The organism is Loktanella sp. PT4BL, from assembly GCF_003201935.1.
Lineage (GTDB): Bacteria > Pseudomonadota > Alphaproteobacteria > Rhodobacterales > Rhodobacteraceae > Yoonia.
Genome location: NZ_QJJL01000002.1, coordinates 483,145 through 498,480, shown reverse-complemented (window position 1 = coordinate 498,480; position 15,336 = coordinate 483,145). Strand labels below are relative to the sequence as shown.

Below are 15,336 nucleotides of genomic sequence, written 5' to 3'. Positions count from 1 at the left end.
GACATGATGGAAACGCAGGATACCGGTACGCCGCGTAAGGTACTGGGCCAGGTGAAATGGTTCGATCCCACCAAGGGATTTGGGTTTGTTATCTCCGAGGAGGGCGGACCCGATATTTTGCTGCATGCGAATGTGTTGCGCAATTTCGGTCAGGGGTCCGTTGTGGACGGGTCCGAGATCACGATAATGGTGCAGGATACCCAGCGTGGATTGCAGGCAACGGAAGTGCTTTCAATCACACCGCCGGCAAGCGAAGAAGCGCTCCCGCTGCGCGATATGGTCGAGTTTACGGCCGAAGATATTGCCAGTCGGCCGATCGAGCCCGCTCGGGTGAAGTGGTTTGACAAGAGCAAGGGCTTTGGTTTTGCGAATGTCTTTGGCAATAGCGAAGATGTTTTTGTGCACGTCGAAGTGTTGCGGCGTTCTGGCTTGTCCGATCTGCAATCAGGCGAGGCAGTTGGATTGCGCATGGTAGATGGCGAACGTGGCCGTATGGCCATCGAGGTCATCGGCTGGGAGGCTGCAGCCAAGTGAAGCTAGCCAGTTTTGTGGGGGTGCTCATGGTGGCCGCTGCGCCACTTTGGGCCACATGTGCCGATGACCGGATCACGATCAGGGGCGAATTTGGTCAGGCGACCTTTACCATTGATGTGGCCGATGATGCGCGCGAACGCGCACAGGGGCTGATGTTTGTGGAAGAGCTGCCTTTGCTCTCGGGGATGCTCTTTATCTATGAGCAGCCCCAAAGCGTGAGCTTCTGGATGAAGAACACGCTGATTCCCCTCGATATGTTGTTCGCCAGCCCGACAGGTGAAATCCTGCATATCCATGAAAACGCGATTCCCGGAGACACGACGTCGATCTCGGGGGGCGAGGGTGTGCAGATGGTTTTGGAGATCAATGGCGGTCTTTCTTCCCGTTTGGGCATCGCTGCAGGCGACGTGATGCAGCACCCCAGCTTTGGGACAGACGCTATTTTGCCTTGTGCGAAAAACGAGGGCAATTAGGGCTTTTCAAATCAGTTTCGGGGGGCTAAAGACACGCCATGGTTCGGGGCGTAGCGCAGCCTGGTAGCGCATCTGTTTTGGGAACAGAGGGTCGGGAGTTCGAATCTCTCCGCCCCGACCATTTTTCAGGAAAATGATTGTTTTGGAGTTAAGGCGAGAAGCCGCGACCTGGCTGTGGACTTTTTTATCCTGCCTGAGGGGGTTCGGTGCTCGTGGACGTTACAACACCATAGCGTCGAGATGCTTTGCCGAACACATAGGGTACAACAGCGTATGCACGCGTCATATGTTCAAGCCCGATCCCGATTGTCTTTTTGCCAAGGGAACGGTCGAAGGGGAGTGTCAAGGCGCCCGACGTGAGGGCGACCAGACCCTTCCCGATGCTTTTTATTGTGCGACGCGTGAGCATGATAGCCATGGGGCGCGGTTTCTTCAGTATGTGGTCTTTCCTATGCAGCGCAGCAATGTAATAGCCGCACATTTGCGTGCAAAGGGTCCGGTTTAAATGGTAGCGCAGTGTCAACCGATGTCCGCGTTGTTCTTCATAAACACGGGCCTTTGGCCAGCCGGACAGGACAATTCCATGCTGACGCTTAGCCCTGAGAAAGAACTCTGCGTCCTCTCCACCGATATGATTGAAATCGGGATGAAAACGTAAACCCAATCCGCCATTACGTGCAAAGACTTCGCGCGAAATGGCATAGTTCCCAGTTGCAAGTACCCGTGGCGGTTTCCCTTCCGCTGGCTGCGCAAATTGGCGCTGAGGGATGAACGGACTGACCGCGTCAGAGAACGTCAACTGGATATCGCTGAGCAATATCTTGGCCTGCATCTTGGTGGTTCCCTGCACCCACTGAGCCAACCAGTCTTTGGCTACCGTGGCATCATCATCAACGCCGATCAGCCAATCGGTGCCGGTTTCTTCAGCCAGCTCAAAAAGCCGGTTGCGGGCATGAACAAGGCCTGTGCGCGGTTCGTGAACGATCCTGACATTGTAAGGGGTGCTGTGCCGGACGCGATCTTTTGGAACTGAAGGTGTTGGATTGTTGTCGACGATGAGAATGACTACGTCGGCATCGATTTGGCCTGTCTGGGCGCCGATTGATTCAAGCAACGCAATCAACGGTTCAGTGCGCTGGAACGTGCAAATCCCGACAGCAACAAAGGGCCACGAGGATATTCTCGCGGCCCTTTCGGCCTTACCAGATTCGTTCGCAGTTAATGCGAGCAAGATTAGTTCAGCCGGCGTAAGGGTCGCTGCCATCTTCTTCGTCGTCACCGCCGGACACAGCAACGCCGATCAGCACCAAAGCGATTGCCGCCGGGATGAGCCAGCTTGGCACGCTTGATTCTGCTGCGACAGGCTCGACCATCGGTGCAGTTTCGGTAATCGCATCGGCCAAACCGCCTGCGTATGCGGATACGCCAGCAACAAGCAGCGCACCCAGAATGATCCAGAATTTGTTCATTGATTTTCTCCTAATCAATCGTGTTTCTTCGACAGCTTGCACGCAAAGCGCACAAAGTCGCTGCAAACCGGCAAACTACACACCCAAGGCCTAGTCAATTGTTATCGCTGGCTGATCGTACAAGGTGTCACAGCCTGTGTTGATTTGACCACGTTTATCTGTCGGGGGTTGCGCGCAACTGCATGCCCGATGAGAGCCAATAGGTAATGCGGCGAAACAGAACCTTTCGCAGCGTGACTATCATGCAACGGCCCGTCTGGTGTGCATTCCGCAGTGCTGATTCATTTCCCGCCTGCGTCGTGAGAGTTGACAGGTTGCTTGAAGCGGCATGGCTAAGTTTGCGAAGTCAAACAGTTTCTCGTAACGCGGCTGATTGCACAGATCTGTGGACAAGTTTGTGAGTGAATCACCTGCCCAAAAGGGCGGGCATGTGAGGACCGACAGGTCAATCAATTTAATCCACATTTTGTGTTAAAAAGCCGTTGACCCACGAGGGCTAGATGCGTCAGGTTGTGCAGGCCGACGAACACGACACAAGATGTGGTAGCGGCACGGGGACAGTTCAACAGGCGGGCGTAGCTATTCAGCGCCCAGAGACGTGCGCTCGATCTTGGATCGTAGGCAGTGTGGCGTCGACAGCTGACACGTTCTTTTCCGGATTGGTCGCGCAGGCGGCCTTGTTGAGAATTTAGCCGCAACGACGGCGCAGACTAGAATGGGGCAGACCAATGAAAATTGACCGTAATTTCACGAAAGCGAAAACAGGCGCCTATGGCGAGCTTGAGTTCAAGACGACGACGTCGGAGATTCGCAATCCCGACGGCACAGTTGTTTTCAAACTCGACAATTGTGAAATTCCGGCCGGTTGGAGCCAGGTTGCCTCTGACGTCATCGCGCAGAAGTATTTCCGCAAGGCGGGTGTACCCTCCGAAGTGAAGCGCGTGAAGGAAAAGGGCGTGCCTGAGTTCCTGTGGCGCTCGGTTCCAGCAAAGGACGCCACATTTGGTGGCGAGACATCCGCCAAGCAGGTGTTCGACCGTCTGGCCGGTGCCTGGACATATTGGGGCTGGAAGGGCGGCTACTTTACATCCGAAGAGGATGCGCGCGCCTATTTCGACGAAATGCGCTACATGCTGGCGACACAGCGCGCAGCCCCCAACAGCCCGCAGTGGTTCAACACAGGTCTGCACTGGGCCTACGGCATCGACGGCCCGGCACAGGGGCACTACTATGTGGATTATCAGACAGGCGAGCTGACAAAATCCGCCTCCAGCTATGAGCACCCACAGCCGCACGCCTGTTTTATCCAGTCCGTTGACGATGATCTGGTGAACGAAGGTGGTATCATGGACCTCTGGGTCCGCGAAGCACGTCTGTTCAAATACGGCTCCGGCACAGGCACCAACTTCTCGTCGCTGCGCGGCGAGGGTGAAGCGCTGTCCGGTGGCGGTAAATCATCCGGCCTGATGGGTTTCCTCAAAATCGGTGACCGCGCCGCCGGTGCGATCAAATCGGGTGGCACAACACGTCGTGCGGCCAAGATGGTGATCGTCGATGCCGACCACCCCGATATCCAGGAATTCATCAACTGGAAGGTCATTGAAGAGCAGAAAGTAGCGTCCATCGTTGCGGGCTCTAAAATGCACGCCCGTTACCTGAACGCGATCTTCGCGGCGATCAAATCATGGGACGGGCAGGAAGTTGCGGCCTATGATCCCAAGACAAACGAGACACTGGCCGCCGCTGTCAAAGACGCGAAACGCTCTGCGATCCCCGAGACTTACATCAAGCGCGTGTTGGATTACGCCAAGCAGGGCTACACCAGCATCGAATTCCCGACCTATGACACCGACTGGGATTCGGAAGCGTATTCTTCGGTTTCCGGTCAGAACTCCAACAACTCGATCCGCGTAACCGACGCCTTCCTCAAGGCTGTTGAGGACGACGCCGACTGGAAACTGATCAACCGCAAGAACGGCGAGGTCGCCAAGATCATCAAAGCCCGCGAATTGTGGGAGCAGGTGGGCCACGCCGCTTGGGCCTGTGCCGATCCGGGTATCCAGTACCACGACACGGTCAACGCTTGGCACACATGCCCCGAAGACGGTGAAATTCGCGGCTCAAACCCTTGTTCCGAATACATGTTCCTTGATGACACGGCCTGTAACCTTGCGTCGATGAACCTGCTGACATTCTATTCGGACGGGAAGTTCCAGGCCGAAGACTATATGCACGCCACACGTCTGTGGACCGTGACATTGGAAATCAGCGTGATGATGGCGCAGTTCCCCTCCAAGGAAATCGCGCAGCGGTCCTATGACTTCCGCACGCTTGGTCTGGGTTATGCCAACATTGGCGGCCTCTTGATGAACATGGGCCTTGGCTATGACAGCGACGAAGGCCGCGCCATGGGTGCTGCCCTGACCGCGATCCTTTCGGGTGTCTCCTATGCCACCTCTGCCGAAATGGCAGGCGAGCTGGGCGCATTCCCTGGTTATGCCAAGAACAGCAAGCACATGCTGCGCGTCATCAAGAATCATCGTCAGGCGGCCTTGGGCAAGAAAGACGGCTATGATGCACTGGAAGTGAAGCCTGTGCCGCTGGACCATGCAAATTGCCCTGATCAGCGTTTGATCGAACTGGCAGTCGGCAGCTGGGACGAGGCGCTGAAGCTGGGTAAAAAGCACGGCTACCGCAACGCGCAAGTGTCCGTTATCGCGCCTACAGGCACCATCGGTCTGGTCATGGACTGCGACACCACAGGGATCGAGCCGGACTTTGCGCTGGTGAAGTTCAAGAAACTGGCCGGTGGCGGTTACTTCAAGATCATCAACCAGTCGGTGCCAGCCGCCCTTGAAAAACTGGGCTATGGATCTGCGCAGATCGAAGAGATCATTGCCTATGCGGTCGGTCACGGTTCGATCGGGCAGGCGCCAGCGATCAACCACACCTCGCTGATCGGACACGGCTTTGGTCAGGCGGAACTGGATAAGGTCGAAGGCGCGCTGGCCTCGGCATTCGACATCCGCTTTGTCTTTAACCAGTGGACGCTGGGCGAAGAGTTCTGCACCAAGACGCTGGGTATCCCGACCGAAAAGCTGAACGATCCGACCTTCGATCTGCTGCGCCACCTCGGCTATTCGAAGCAGGACATCGAGGCCGCCAACGATCACGTCTGCGGAACCATGACGCTGGAAGGTGCCCCGTTCCTGAAAGAAGAGCACTATTCTGTATTCGATTGCGCCAACCCATGCGGCAAAAAAGGCAAGCGTTATCTGAGCGTTGACAGCCACATCTACATGATGGCTGCGGCCCAGTCGTTCATCTCGGGTGCGATTTCCAAGACAATCAACATGCCGAACGACGCGACAATCGAGGACTGCCAGAAGGCCTATGAATTGTCGTGGTCATTGGGTGTGAAGGCGAATGCGCTCTACCGCGATGGCTCCAAACTGTCCCAGCCTCTGGCGGCAGCACTGGTCGAGGACGATGAGGACGCGCAAGAGATCCTTGAGAGCGGCAACCACCACGAGAAAGCCGCCGTTCTGGCCGAAAAGATCGTCGAGAAGATCATCGTGCAAGAGGTACGTAACCGCGAGCGTGAGAAGATGCCACAGCGCCGCAAGGGCTACACCCAGAAGGCCATCGTTGGCGGGCACAAGGTGTATTTGCGCACCGGTGAGTATGAGGATGGCCAGCTTGGTGAAATCTTCATCGACATGCACAAGGAAGGTGCCGGTTTCCGCGCCATGATGAACAACTTTGCCATCGCGGTGTCGGTTGGTCTTCAGTACGGTGTGCCGCTTGAGGAATTTGTGGATGCCTTCACATTCACCAAGTTCGAGCCCGCAGGCATGGTGCAGGGCAACGACAGCATCAAGAATGCGACGTCGATCCTTGATTATATCTTCCGCGAACTGGCCGTGTCCTACCTCGACCGCACCGATCTGGCGCACGTCAAGCCGGAGGGCGCATCGTTTGACGATATCGGCCGTGGCGAGGAAGAGGGCGTGTCCAACGTGAAGACACCGACCGAAAGTGCGGCTTCACGCTCGCTCGAGGTGCTCAAGCAGATCTCGTCCACAGGTTACCTGCGCAAGCGGATGCCGCAGGATCTGGTCGCCTTGCAGGGCGGCGTGCGTCTGGCGCCGGTGGACAGCAGCATTGACCCTGTCGCGACCCTGCAAACAATCGTGAGCGAAAGCGTGACGTCAACGACCGCCACAGCAACAATCTCGGCCCGCGACAAGGCCAAGATGCAGGGCTATGAAGGCGATCCTTGCGGCGAATGCGGCAACTACACGCTGGTGCGCAACGGCACATGCATGAAGTGCAACACCTGCGGCGGGACCAGCGGGTGTAGCTAAGGGAGATATTGAGAATGCGTACCTTTAAAGAGTTGTTCAGAGCTATTGATGGCGATGGCGATGCAAGGCACAAACTGAGAAGTTTCAATATCTCTCAGCGGCTTGACGGCAAAGCGAAGTCAGTGAAGCTGCTCGCAGAATCGCTTGGTTTTTCGGTAAGGGCTATGGAATTGCCACGTGGAATGGCAGGTAGGCTTGTGAGGGACGCATTCTCAGACAATGGCTTTGAGATTCAAGTCAATCAGAGTTACAGCGTTCAGAGTCAACGCTGGGCCGTATTGCACGAAATGGGCCATTTTTTCCGAAAGCACGTTGATCGTTCTGACTATCTAGCTGCCGATATGTTTTTGGATCGGTCGAGCGAAGCGTTCTATGTAGATCAAAAAGAAGAAGTTGAAGCGAACGAGTTTGCCGCTGTTGTACTGTATGGTGATGGAGCCTTAGAGGCTGCTAAGAGCCTTCATGGAGCAAATACAACGAAGTTGGCGAAGGTTTTCGGCGTATCTGAAAAATCTATCGAATATGCGTTGAAGAAATTCACGTGAGAGCTTCGGAGCGGGTGCGCTCGCTCCGGCGCGGATTGGGCCGCAGGCAAACAAACCGAGCGGTATAATGAGTGAGCCTGATCAGCGAAACTATGGGGGAACTTCGGTTCCCCCTTTTTTATTCTGGATTAGCGCGGGATATCCACGCCGGGTGCGGCGAGCGTGAAGCCTGCGAATTCGAAACCGGGTGACACCGTGCAGCCGACCAGCGTCCAATCACCGGTGGTGGCCGCCATCTGCCAATGACCTTCGGGCACGATCGCCTGCGGGAGTTGCCCTGCGGCCAGGTCCGGTCCCAGCAAGTAATCGGTCGCAGGCCCGTCGAGGGTAGGTGCCAATGACAGGATCAGCGGCGCGCCTGCGTAGTAATGCCAGATTTCAACCGCATCGACCGCGTGCCAATGGCTGGCTTGGCCAGCTTTCAGCAGGAAATAGATGCAAGTGCCCGTGGCGCGACCCTCATTCTCCGCGACCCAGGTTTGGCGGTAATACCCGCCTTCAGGATGCGGAGCGAGGTCGAGCTGGGCGATGATGTCGTCGGCGGTCATGTCAGGCATGGCACGTGGGGTGCTGTGTCTGGAGAATGATGGCCGTGCAGGCGCGGATCGGGGAACACCTCGACTGCGGTCTGATAGGGGACAAACCCTGCTTTCTGGTAAAAACCCAAAGCACGCGGATCGTCCCAGTTGCAGGTATGCACGGAGAATCGGCGGATCTTGCGGGCAAAGGCGCGGGCTTGCGCCAGTGCCATCATCGGGCCGCCAAGCCCTTGGCCTGTCGCCTCTTTCACGATCCCGAAATAGGCCAGCTCACATTCATTCTGGGGGCGGAAATCAAGCTCGGCAAGGCCGATAGCTGCGCCGTTCTTGCGGACCACCCATGTCTCGGTCCTGTCGTCGCTCAGGATCGCCGCCAATGCGTCATCATCCATGACGAGGCGCAGGGTCCAAAGCCAAGGCTCACCGACCGCGCGAAACAGCGCGCGGTAGCTGTCGTTGTCCATCCGCTCGCGCGTGGCGGTCACCCCATCGGGAAATGGCTTTGGCGTCATCGCGGGGGCTGTCATCTGCAGATAGGTGACAACCGCCGCGACGTGTCCTTGCGGGATAGGGTGCATCCCTTCGGTGATCATCCTTTCAGGATGCTCCGGCCAGCATAGACAGCCGTTTCGCCCAGCATTTCTTCGATGCGGATCAACTGGTTATACTTTGCCAGACGGTCGGAACGAGAGAGTGAGCCGGTCTTGATCTGCCCGCAGTTCGTGGCCACGGCAAGGTCGGCAATGGTCGCATCCTCGGTTTCGCCTGAACGGTGCGACATCACGTTGGTGAACTTCGCACGGTGCGCCATATCGACGGCCTGCAATGTCTCGGTCAGCGTCCCGATCTGGTTGACCTTGACCAGCATCGAATTGGCAGAGCCTTTGGCGATACCGTCGGCCAGACGCGCAGGGTTGGTGACGAAAAGGTCGTCGCCCACAAGCTGCACCTTGTCACCAATCATATCGGTCAGCGTCTTCCAACCGTCCCAGTCATCCTCGGACATGCCGTCTTCAATGCTGATGATGGGGTAGTCTTCGACCAGTTTCGCAAGGTAGGCCGCGTTTTCGGCGGATGTCAGGGACACGCCTTCGCCGACCATCTCGTATTTGCCGTCCTTGTAATACTCGGTCGCGGCGCAATCGAGCGCGAGGTAGATATCCTTGCCCGGCTCATAGCCTGCCTTCTTGATCGACGTCATGATGAAATCAAGTGCCACACGGGTGCTGGCAAGGTTTGGCGCAAAACCGCCCTCGTCGCCGATGCCTGTGTTGTGACCCGCGGCAGAGAGTTCCTTTTTCAGCGTGTGGAACACCTCGGACCCCATGCGCACGGCTTCGCGGATGTTTTCCGCAGCGACCGGCATGATCATGAATTCCTGAATATCAATAGGGTTATCAGCATGTTCGCCGCCGTTGATGATGTTCATCATCGGGACGGGCAGGGTGCGGGCAGAGGTGCCGCCGATGTAGCGGAACAGCGGCTGGGCGGTAAAATCTGCCGCCGCTTTGGCCACCGCCATGGACACGCCAAGGATCGCATTTGCGCCAAGGCGGGCTTTGTTCGGTGTGCCGTCCAGTTCGATCATCGCCATGTCGATGGCGACCTGCTCGGTCGCGTCAAAGCCAAGGATCGCTTGGGCGATTTCGCCGTTCACGGCCGCCACGGCCTCAAGCACGCCTTTGCCCATATAGCGGGATTTGTCACCATCGCGCTTTTCGACCGCTTCATGCGCGCCTGTTGATGCGCCCGAAGGGACAGCGGCGCGGCCCATGGTGCCGTCTTCCAAAATCACGTCAACCTCGACGGTCGGGTTGCCCCGGCTGTCCAGAATTTCGCGGGCGTGGATATCGATGATCGTGCTCATGGGGATGCTCCTGAGGGCGGGTGTTAGCGTTATCAGCGCTTCTATAGCGCGGGTCCGGGTTGAAGGGAAGCGCGGTGCAGGCGGGCCTCGCGCCACAAGGTATAGATGCCGGTGGCCATGATGATGGCCGCCCCGATGACCGTGGGCATATCGGGAACTTCACGGAACATCAGATAGCCGACCATGAGTGCAAAGATCATGCGGCTGTAACGGAATGACGAAATAATGCCTGCATTGCCGCCACGGGTTGCCGCGAGGATCGCGAGATAGGCAATCATGCCGACCACGATGGTGCCGAAAAGGATCAGTGATTGATACGCATCCGGCATGACAAAGCTTTGCCCGCGCAAGACTGTGACCAGCAAACCTGCTGGCACGATCAGGGCAAAGGTGTGGGTTGCAAGTTGTGGGCCATTGAGTGTGACCGTCAGGCTGCGGGTGATTAGATCACGCGCCGCAAGTCCGAGCATCCCTGCAACTGCCAGCAGGGTGGCGGGGGTAAAGCCTTCCATGCCGGGGCGGATGATGATCAGCACGCCGATGAACCCGATCACAATTGCGACCCAACGCCGCCAGCCGACCGCTTGTCCAAGAAAGAGCGCGGCCCCAAGGGTGACCACCAGTGGCGTGGCCTGAATGACCGCCGAGGCCGTCGTGAGCGGCACGAGCGCCAGCGAGGTGGCGAAAAGGATAGAGCCTGCGGTGTCGGAGGCACTGCGCAGCAGGACTTTGCGGTTGAGATAGTCCGGTTGCCACAGCGCATCGCCCTTGATCGCAGACCAGACCAGAAAACCGATCAACCCGCCAAAGCAGGCAATGGAAATGATCTGTCCCACGGGCATATCCGCCGCCAACAGCTTGATCATGCCGTCCTCGACGGCAAAGCAGAGCATCGCAAAGACCATGAAGCCCGCGCCGCGGATATTGTCCACGCTTAGTCGTCCTTATCTGTGAGGGGAACCGCGTAGAGCTCGAGCCGGTGTCCCATCAAACGGTACCCCAGTTTCGCCGCGATCCGTTCCTGAAGCTCTTCGATTTCAGGGTCTACAAATTCGATCACCTCGCCCGAATGCACATCGATCAGGTGGTCATGGTGTTCGCGGTCCGCGGCCTCATAGCGCGCACGGCCGTCGCCGAATTCATGCTTTTCAAGAATACCGGTCTCTTCAAACAGTTTGACTGTGCGGTAAACCGTTGCCAGCGAAATCCGCGCATCGACCGCTGAGGCACGGTTATAAAGCTCTTCGACGTCCGGATGATCCTCCGCTTCCTGCAATACCGCAGCAATCGTGCGCCTCTGGTCTGTCATCCGCAGCCCGTTGGCTTCGCAGCGCTCAAGAATGGTCGTCGTCATACCGGCCTCTTTTTGTCCTGATCTCGTGATAACGGGGCAAGCCGCCGGTTTCCAGAAGATTAGACCACAAGCGTGCCTTGCATCGTCCGCACAGCTTTGCCCGCGATGGTGACAGTAACAGGATTGCCATGGCGTGTGGTGGCGGAAATATTGGACGGGCGGCCCATCTTTTCGCCCTGCAGGATCTCAAGCGTCAGGTCTTGGCCCAGTTCCTCGGTCAGCAAAGCAGCGAGCGTTGCTGCCGCACTTCCCGTGGCGGGGTCTTCGGGGATATTGTCAAGCGGTGCGAACATGCGTGCGTCAATGTGGTTGCCGTCGCGGACATAGGCGTAGAGCGCGAAATCTATGCTGGCAGGGTAGGTCTTGGCCCCTTGCCGGATATGGTCAACCGAAGGCGCGCTGGCATCCAGATCGTCTTTGCTGCGCAGAGCAACCAGCACGAAAGGCAGCCCGATCGTGGCTTGCAAAGGGGCATGTGTGGTCAGATCAATCGCCGATTTCTCCAGCCCAAGCGCCTGTGCGACCAATGCCGGATCGGGGGTCGCAAGCCGCGTGAGCGGTGCGTTGATTGTGAACGCGGCGCTATCGCCTGCAAACTCACAGATGATCGGGCCAATGCCCAGCTCAAACGTCAGCGGGCCTTCGTGGCCTGCATCGCGCAGCGCGATTGCCGTGCCGATGGTGGGATGACCCGCGAAAGGGATCTCCATTGTCGGGGTGAAGATGCGCACCTTTGCAGTATGTGCGGGATCCTTTGGCGGATACACAAAGGTCACTTCCGAGAAGTTGAATTCGCGCGCGATCTTTTGCAGATTTGCCTCGGGCAGCCCCCGCGCATCAGGGAAAACCGCAAGCTGATTGCCGCCAAAAGCCGTGTCGGTAAAGACGTCGTAGACCAGATAATCAGTCATTGCTTTACCTCTGCCTTCCGCTAGCCCAGTTGCACCAAAGCGTGACGTTTCTTACCCGCGCTCAGTTTGATCGGTTTGGCAAGCTGGCTTGCATCCACCATCAGGCCCGCATCGGTCAGCGGTTCATCATTCAACCGCGCACCGTTTTCGGCGATAAGGCGTTTGGCCTCTTTCCCGCTTTTGGCAAGGCCCGATTTCACAATCAACTGCACGATCGAGATACCATCGCCCAACTCATCGTCTGTTAACGTCAGCGTCGGCAGATCATCACCGACGCCGCCCTTCTCAAAGACTTCGCGCGCGGTCGCTTCCGCTGCCTGGGCAGCCTCGGCGCCGTGCAATAGGGTTGTGACCTCATTGGCCAGAATAATCTTGGCCGCGTTGATCTCGGAGCCTTCCAGCGCGCCGAGCCGTTCACATTCCTCAACAGGCAGTTCGGTAAATAATTTCAGGAACTTGCCTGTGTCGGCATCAGTTGTATTGCGCCAGAACTGCCAGAATTCATAGGGCGACAGCATATCGCCGTTCAGCCAGATCGCGCCGCCTTGGGACTTGCCCATTTTGCGCCCGTCCGATGTGGTCAGCAGCGGCGTTGTCATGCCGTAGATTTCCTGATCCAGCACGCGCCGCGTCAGGTCGATCCCGTTGACGATATTTCCCCACTGGTCCGAGCCGCCCATTTGCAAAAGACAGCCATAGCGGCGGTTCAATTCAAGGAAATCATAGGCTTGCAGGATCATGTAGTTGAATTCGAGGAACGAAAGTGACTGTTCGCGGTCCAGCCGTGATTTCACGCTTTCGAAAGACAGCATCCGGTTCACAGAAAAATGCCGCCCGATATCCCGCAGGAAAGAGAGGTAGTTCAACCCGTCAAGCCATTCGGCATTGTTGAGCATGATCGCGTCTTTCGGACCATCCCCATAGGTCAGGTATTGCGCAAAGACTTTCTGCATGCCTGCAATGTTGTCGGCAATCGCCGCATCGTCCAGCAAGGGGCGTTCATCCGCACGGAACGACGGATCACCCACCTTGGTGGTGCCGCCGCCCATCAGGGTGATCGGCTTGTGTCCGCATTTTTGCAACCAGCGCAGCACCATGATGTTCATCAGGTGCCCGACATGCAGCGATTTGGCGGTGGCGTCATAGCCGATATAGGCAGGCACGACCCCTTTGCTCAGCGCCTCGTCAAGGCCCTGATAATCCGTGCAGTCGGCCAGAAAGCCGCGCTGCATCATGACGTTCATGAATTCGGATTTCGGATGGTAGGTCATTGGCTTGTTCCCGGCATTGTCTCGGTGCACTCTATAGTGAGGACGAAGGCATAGGGAAAGTACATGTTGCAAGATGGCGTGATCACCGTGCTTGGCACCATGTCGGGCACCTCGCTTGACGGGGTGGATGCGGCGGTTTTGCATACCGATGGCAGGCAGATTGCGGGTTTCGGGCCCAGTGCCTACCGGCCCTATAGTGCCGCAGAACAAGCGGTCCTCAAGGCGCATTTGGGCCGCTGGCAGGACGCGGATTGCAGCAAGGCGGCACAGATTGTCGAAGACGCCCATATCGCCCTGATGAAACCTTTTAAAGAAATCCAGCTTGCGGGTTTCCATGGCCAGACCCTTGCCCATGATCCCGGTGGCCGCGGGACCCATCAATGCGGTGACGGGGCGCGGCTGGCGGCGGCTTTGGGGTATCCTGTGGCGTGGGATTTTCGCAGCGCCGATGTGGCCGCAGGCGGGCAGGGCGCGCCGCTGGCGCCTTTCTATCACTTTGCCTTAGCCAAATGGATCAAGGCGCAAGCACCGGTCGCCTTTCTGAACCTTGGCGGTGTCGGCAATATCACGTGGGTCAATCCTGCCTGTGAGGTGCCCGAAGACCCCGCGGCCCTGCTGGCCTTTGATACCGGCCCTGCCAATGCTCCGATGAATGACCTGATGCGTCTGCGCCACGGGGTCGACTATGACGCGGACGGCGCGCTTGCGGCGCAGGGGCAGGCGGATGCCGGTATCCTTGCGGCTTTCATGGCCCATCCGTATTTCACCAAACCCGCCCCCAAATCGCTTGATCGCGATGCCTTTGACGGGCTGGTCCGGGCCGTTGCGGATTTACCTGACACGGATGCACTGGCCACAGTTGCCGCAGCCGTGGTGCAATCTGTGGTCGCGGCCCTGGCCCTTTGCCCCACCATGCCCGCGCAGCTTTTGGTCACGGGCGGCGGGCGGCACAACAAGACGGTCATGGCCGGTCTGGCGCGGGCGCTGTCCAGCGATGTGGTTCCCGTCGAAGCCGAGGGTCTGAACGGCGACATGCTCGAGGCACAGGCCTTTGCCTATCTGGCGGTGAGGGCTGTACGGGGATACCCTTTGTCGAGTCCGCAGACGACGGCCGTGCCGACCCCGCTGACGGGCGGGCGGCTGAGCCCTTAGGCAAAGCCATCAATTGTACAACATCACAAAATCGTGCGATTGATATAAGGCAAAAAACGGGTATTTGACTGATTTTCCTAGAAAATCGGCTAGTTTTGGCCGATGCGATGCGCCGCACTCCGCCAGTTTTGGCCGATGATTGTCACAGCCCCGTGAGGCCGGTTGAATACGGTAAACGAAGTGTCATCTGTGGCTCGTACAACAACCGAAAAACGGAGACTACAATGTTTATGACTTCAAAAATCGCCCGCACGAGCATGTTGGCTGCACCTTTGGCGATCGTCGCCGGTATGGCAACCGCTGGCGGACTGTCCGAGCCAGTTGCAGCACCTTCACCTGCACCTGTTGCTGTTGCGCCTGCCCCTGTGATGATGGGCAACGACTGGACCGGCTTCTATGTCGGTGGCCAGCTTGGTTATGGTCAACTGGATCCTAACGCGGCAACAACTCCATCCGAGCCTGACGGTGTGATCTACGGTGTCCACGCTGGCTACAACTATGATTTCGGCTCCATCGTTCTGGGTGGTGAGGTTGATTATGACCTGACAGATATCTCGTTCGATACGCCAAACTCTGATCTGGATGGCGTTGCACGCGCAAAAGCCAAACTTGGCTATGATGCAGGCGCATTCATGCCATACATCACCGCAGGCTACGCACAGGCGCAAACATCTGATGATCTTGACGGCGACACAGACGGCACATTTGCCGGTCTCGGCCTGTCCTACATGATGAGCGACTCCATCGTGTTGGGTGGTGAAGTTCTGCAGCACCAGTTTGAAGATGTTGCGGACAACGACGGCCTCGACGTCGATGCGACAACGCTGACACTGCGTGCATCGTTCAAGTTCTAA

General features: G+C 57.5%; 15 protein-coding genes and 1 tRNA gene. 7 read left to right on the top strand and 9 right to left on the bottom strand.

The features are described from left to right. The first annotated feature begins 6 nt into the window (after positions 1-6). The 3 genes from C7964_RS07375 (at position 7) to C7964_RS07365 (ending at position 1,128) form a co-directional block, all read left to right on the top strand. A complete protein-coding gene (locus C7964_RS07375; RefSeq protein WP_110279017.1) occupies positions 7-534 on the top strand; it encodes a cold-shock protein in 528 nt (175 codons plus the stop codon). Between the two features lie 26 nt (positions 535-560). Next, on the top strand, positions 561-1,007 hold the full coding sequence (locus C7964_RS07370; protein WP_110279016.1) for a DUF192 domain-containing protein: 447 nt from the start codon (positions 561-563) through the stop codon (positions 1,005-1,007). Positions 1,008-1,051: 44 nt separating this feature from the next. After that, positions 1,052-1,128, top strand: a tRNA-Pro gene (locus C7964_RS07365). 63 nt (positions 1,129-1,191) lie between these two features. Here C7964_RS07365 and C7964_RS07360 read toward each other — a convergent pair. Together C7964_RS07360 and C7964_RS07355 are read right to left on the bottom strand one after the other, a co-directional pair. After that, a complete protein-coding gene (locus tag C7964_RS07360; RefSeq protein ID WP_110279015.1) occupies positions 1,192-2,271 on the bottom strand; it encodes a glycosyltransferase family 2 protein in 1,080 nt (359 codons plus the stop codon). Continuing rightward, complete coding sequence (locus C7964_RS07355) at positions 2,246-2,476, bottom strand: hypothetical protein (RefSeq protein ID WP_110279014.1); 231 nt, start codon at positions 2,474-2,476, stop codon at positions 2,246-2,248. The genes C7964_RS07360 and C7964_RS07355 overlap by 26 nt, the downstream gene beginning before the upstream one ends. 728 nt (positions 2,477-3,204) lie before the next feature. Between C7964_RS07355 and C7964_RS07350 the strand changes: the two genes are divergently transcribed. Next, positions 3,205-6,843: a vitamin B12-dependent ribonucleotide reductase gene (locus C7964_RS07350; protein WP_110279013.1), complete on the top strand. Its 3,639-nt coding sequence runs from the start codon at positions 3,205-3,207 to the stop codon at positions 6,841-6,843. Positions 6,844-6,857: 14 nt separating this feature from the next. After that, entirely contained in the window at positions 6,858-7,388 is a 531-nt protein-coding gene (locus C7964_RS07345) for an ImmA/IrrE family metallo-endopeptidase (protein WP_110279012.1), read from the top strand. Positions 7,389-7,516: 128 nt separating this feature from the next. On the opposite strand, the gene C7964_RS07340 is transcribed toward C7964_RS07345, so the two are convergent. From C7964_RS07340 to tyrS, 7 genes are read right to left on the bottom strand one after another with little or no spacing between them, the layout of a single operon-like run. Further along, a complete protein-coding gene (locus C7964_RS07340; RefSeq protein WP_110279011.1) occupies positions 7,517-7,936 on the bottom strand; it encodes a cupin domain-containing protein in 420 nt (139 codons plus the stop codon). Beyond that, entirely contained in the window at positions 7,933-8,520 is a 588-nt protein-coding gene (locus C7964_RS07335; RefSeq protein ID WP_110279010.1) for a GNAT family N-acetyltransferase, read from the bottom strand. Before C7964_RS07335 ends, C7964_RS07340 begins: the two co-directional genes overlap by 4 nt. Then, complete coding sequence (eno, locus tag C7964_RS07330) at positions 8,517-9,794, bottom strand: phosphopyruvate hydratase (RefSeq protein ID WP_055292598.1); 1,278 nt, start codon at positions 9,792-9,794, stop codon at positions 8,517-8,519. The genes C7964_RS07335 and eno overlap by 4 nt, the downstream gene beginning before the upstream one ends. Positions 9,795-9,835: 41 nt before the next feature. Further along, entirely contained in the window at positions 9,836-10,726 is an 891-nt protein-coding gene (locus C7964_RS07325; RefSeq protein WP_110279009.1) for a DMT family transporter, read from the bottom strand. A 2-nt stretch (positions 10,727-10,728) separates the two neighbouring features. Further along, positions 10,729-11,148 (bottom strand): Fur family transcriptional regulator, encoded by a 420-nt coding sequence (locus C7964_RS07320; protein ID WP_110279008.1) that lies wholly within the window; start codon positions 11,146-11,148, stop codon positions 10,729-10,731. A 59-nt stretch (positions 11,149-11,207) separates the two neighbouring features. Continuing rightward, entirely contained in the window at positions 11,208-12,059 is an 852-nt protein-coding gene (locus C7964_RS07315; protein ID WP_110279007.1) for a PhzF family phenazine biosynthesis protein, read from the bottom strand. A 20-nt stretch (positions 12,060-12,079) separates the two neighbouring features. Then, the gene (gene tyrS / locus C7964_RS07310; protein ID WP_110279006.1) at positions 12,080-13,330 is read right to left on the bottom strand and encodes a tyrosine--tRNA ligase; all 1,251 of its coding nucleotides are present in this window, start codon (positions 13,328-13,330) and stop codon (positions 12,080-12,082) included. A gap of 63 nt (positions 13,331-13,393) precedes the next feature. On the opposite strand from tyrS, the gene C7964_RS07305 reads away from it, so the two are divergent. Together C7964_RS07305 and C7964_RS07300 are read left to right on the top strand one after the other, a co-directional pair. After that, positions 13,394-14,482, top strand: a complete 1,089-nt coding sequence (locus C7964_RS07305; protein ID WP_110279005.1) for an anhydro-N-acetylmuramic acid kinase — start codon at positions 13,394-13,396, stop codon at positions 14,480-14,482. A gap of 224 nt (positions 14,483-14,706) precedes the next feature. After that, positions 14,707-15,336, top strand: a complete 630-nt coding sequence (locus C7964_RS07300; RefSeq protein ID WP_110279004.1) for an outer membrane protein — start codon at positions 14,707-14,709, stop codon at positions 15,334-15,336.

Bases quoted from the DNA above. Each gene is read 5' to 3' on its own strand.
- C7964_RS07375 (WP_110279017.1), top strand. From the start codon at position 7: ATGGAAACGCAGGATACCGGTACGCCGCGTAAGGTACTGGGCCAGGTG.
- C7964_RS07370 (WP_110279016.1), top strand. From the start codon at position 561: ATGGTGGCCGCTGCGCCACTTTGGGCCACATGTGCCGATGACCGGATC.
- C7964_RS07360 (WP_110279015.1), bottom strand. From the start codon at position 2,271: ATGGCAGCGACCCTTACGCCGGCTGAACTAATCTTGCTCGCATTAACT.
- C7964_RS07355 (WP_110279014.1), bottom strand. From the start codon at position 2,476: ATGAACAAATTCTGGATCATTCTGGGTGCGCTGCTTGTTGCTGGCGTA.
- C7964_RS07350 (WP_110279013.1), top strand. From the start codon at position 3,205: ATGAAAATTGACCGTAATTTCACGAAAGCGAAAACAGGCGCCTATGGC.
- C7964_RS07345 (WP_110279012.1), top strand. From the start codon at position 6,858: ATGCGTACCTTTAAAGAGTTGTTCAGAGCTATTGATGGCGATGGCGAT.
- C7964_RS07340 (WP_110279011.1), bottom strand. From the start codon at position 7,936: ATGACCGCCGACGACATCATCGCCCAGCTCGACCTCGCTCCGCATCCT.
- C7964_RS07335 (WP_110279010.1), bottom strand. From the start codon at position 8,520: ATGATCACCGAAGGGATGCACCCTATCCCGCAAGGACACGTCGCGGCG.
- eno (WP_055292598.1), bottom strand. From the start codon at position 9,794: ATGAGCACGATCATCGATATCCACGCCCGCGAAATTCTGGACAGCCGG.
- C7964_RS07320 (WP_110279008.1), bottom strand. From the start codon at position 11,148: ATGACGACGACCATTCTTGAGCGCTGCGAAGCCAACGGGCTGCGGATG.
- C7964_RS07315 (WP_110279007.1), bottom strand. From the start codon at position 12,059: ATGACTGATTATCTGGTCTACGACGTCTTTACCGACACGGCTTTTGGC.
- tyrS (WP_110279006.1), bottom strand. From the start codon at position 13,330: ATGACCTACCATCCGAAATCCGAATTCATGAACGTCATGATGCAGCGC.
- C7964_RS07305 (WP_110279005.1), top strand. From the start codon at position 13,394: ATGTTGCAAGATGGCGTGATCACCGTGCTTGGCACCATGTCGGGCACC.
- C7964_RS07300 (WP_110279004.1), top strand. From the start codon at position 14,707: ATGTTTATGACTTCAAAAATCGCCCGCACGAGCATGTTGGCTGCACCT.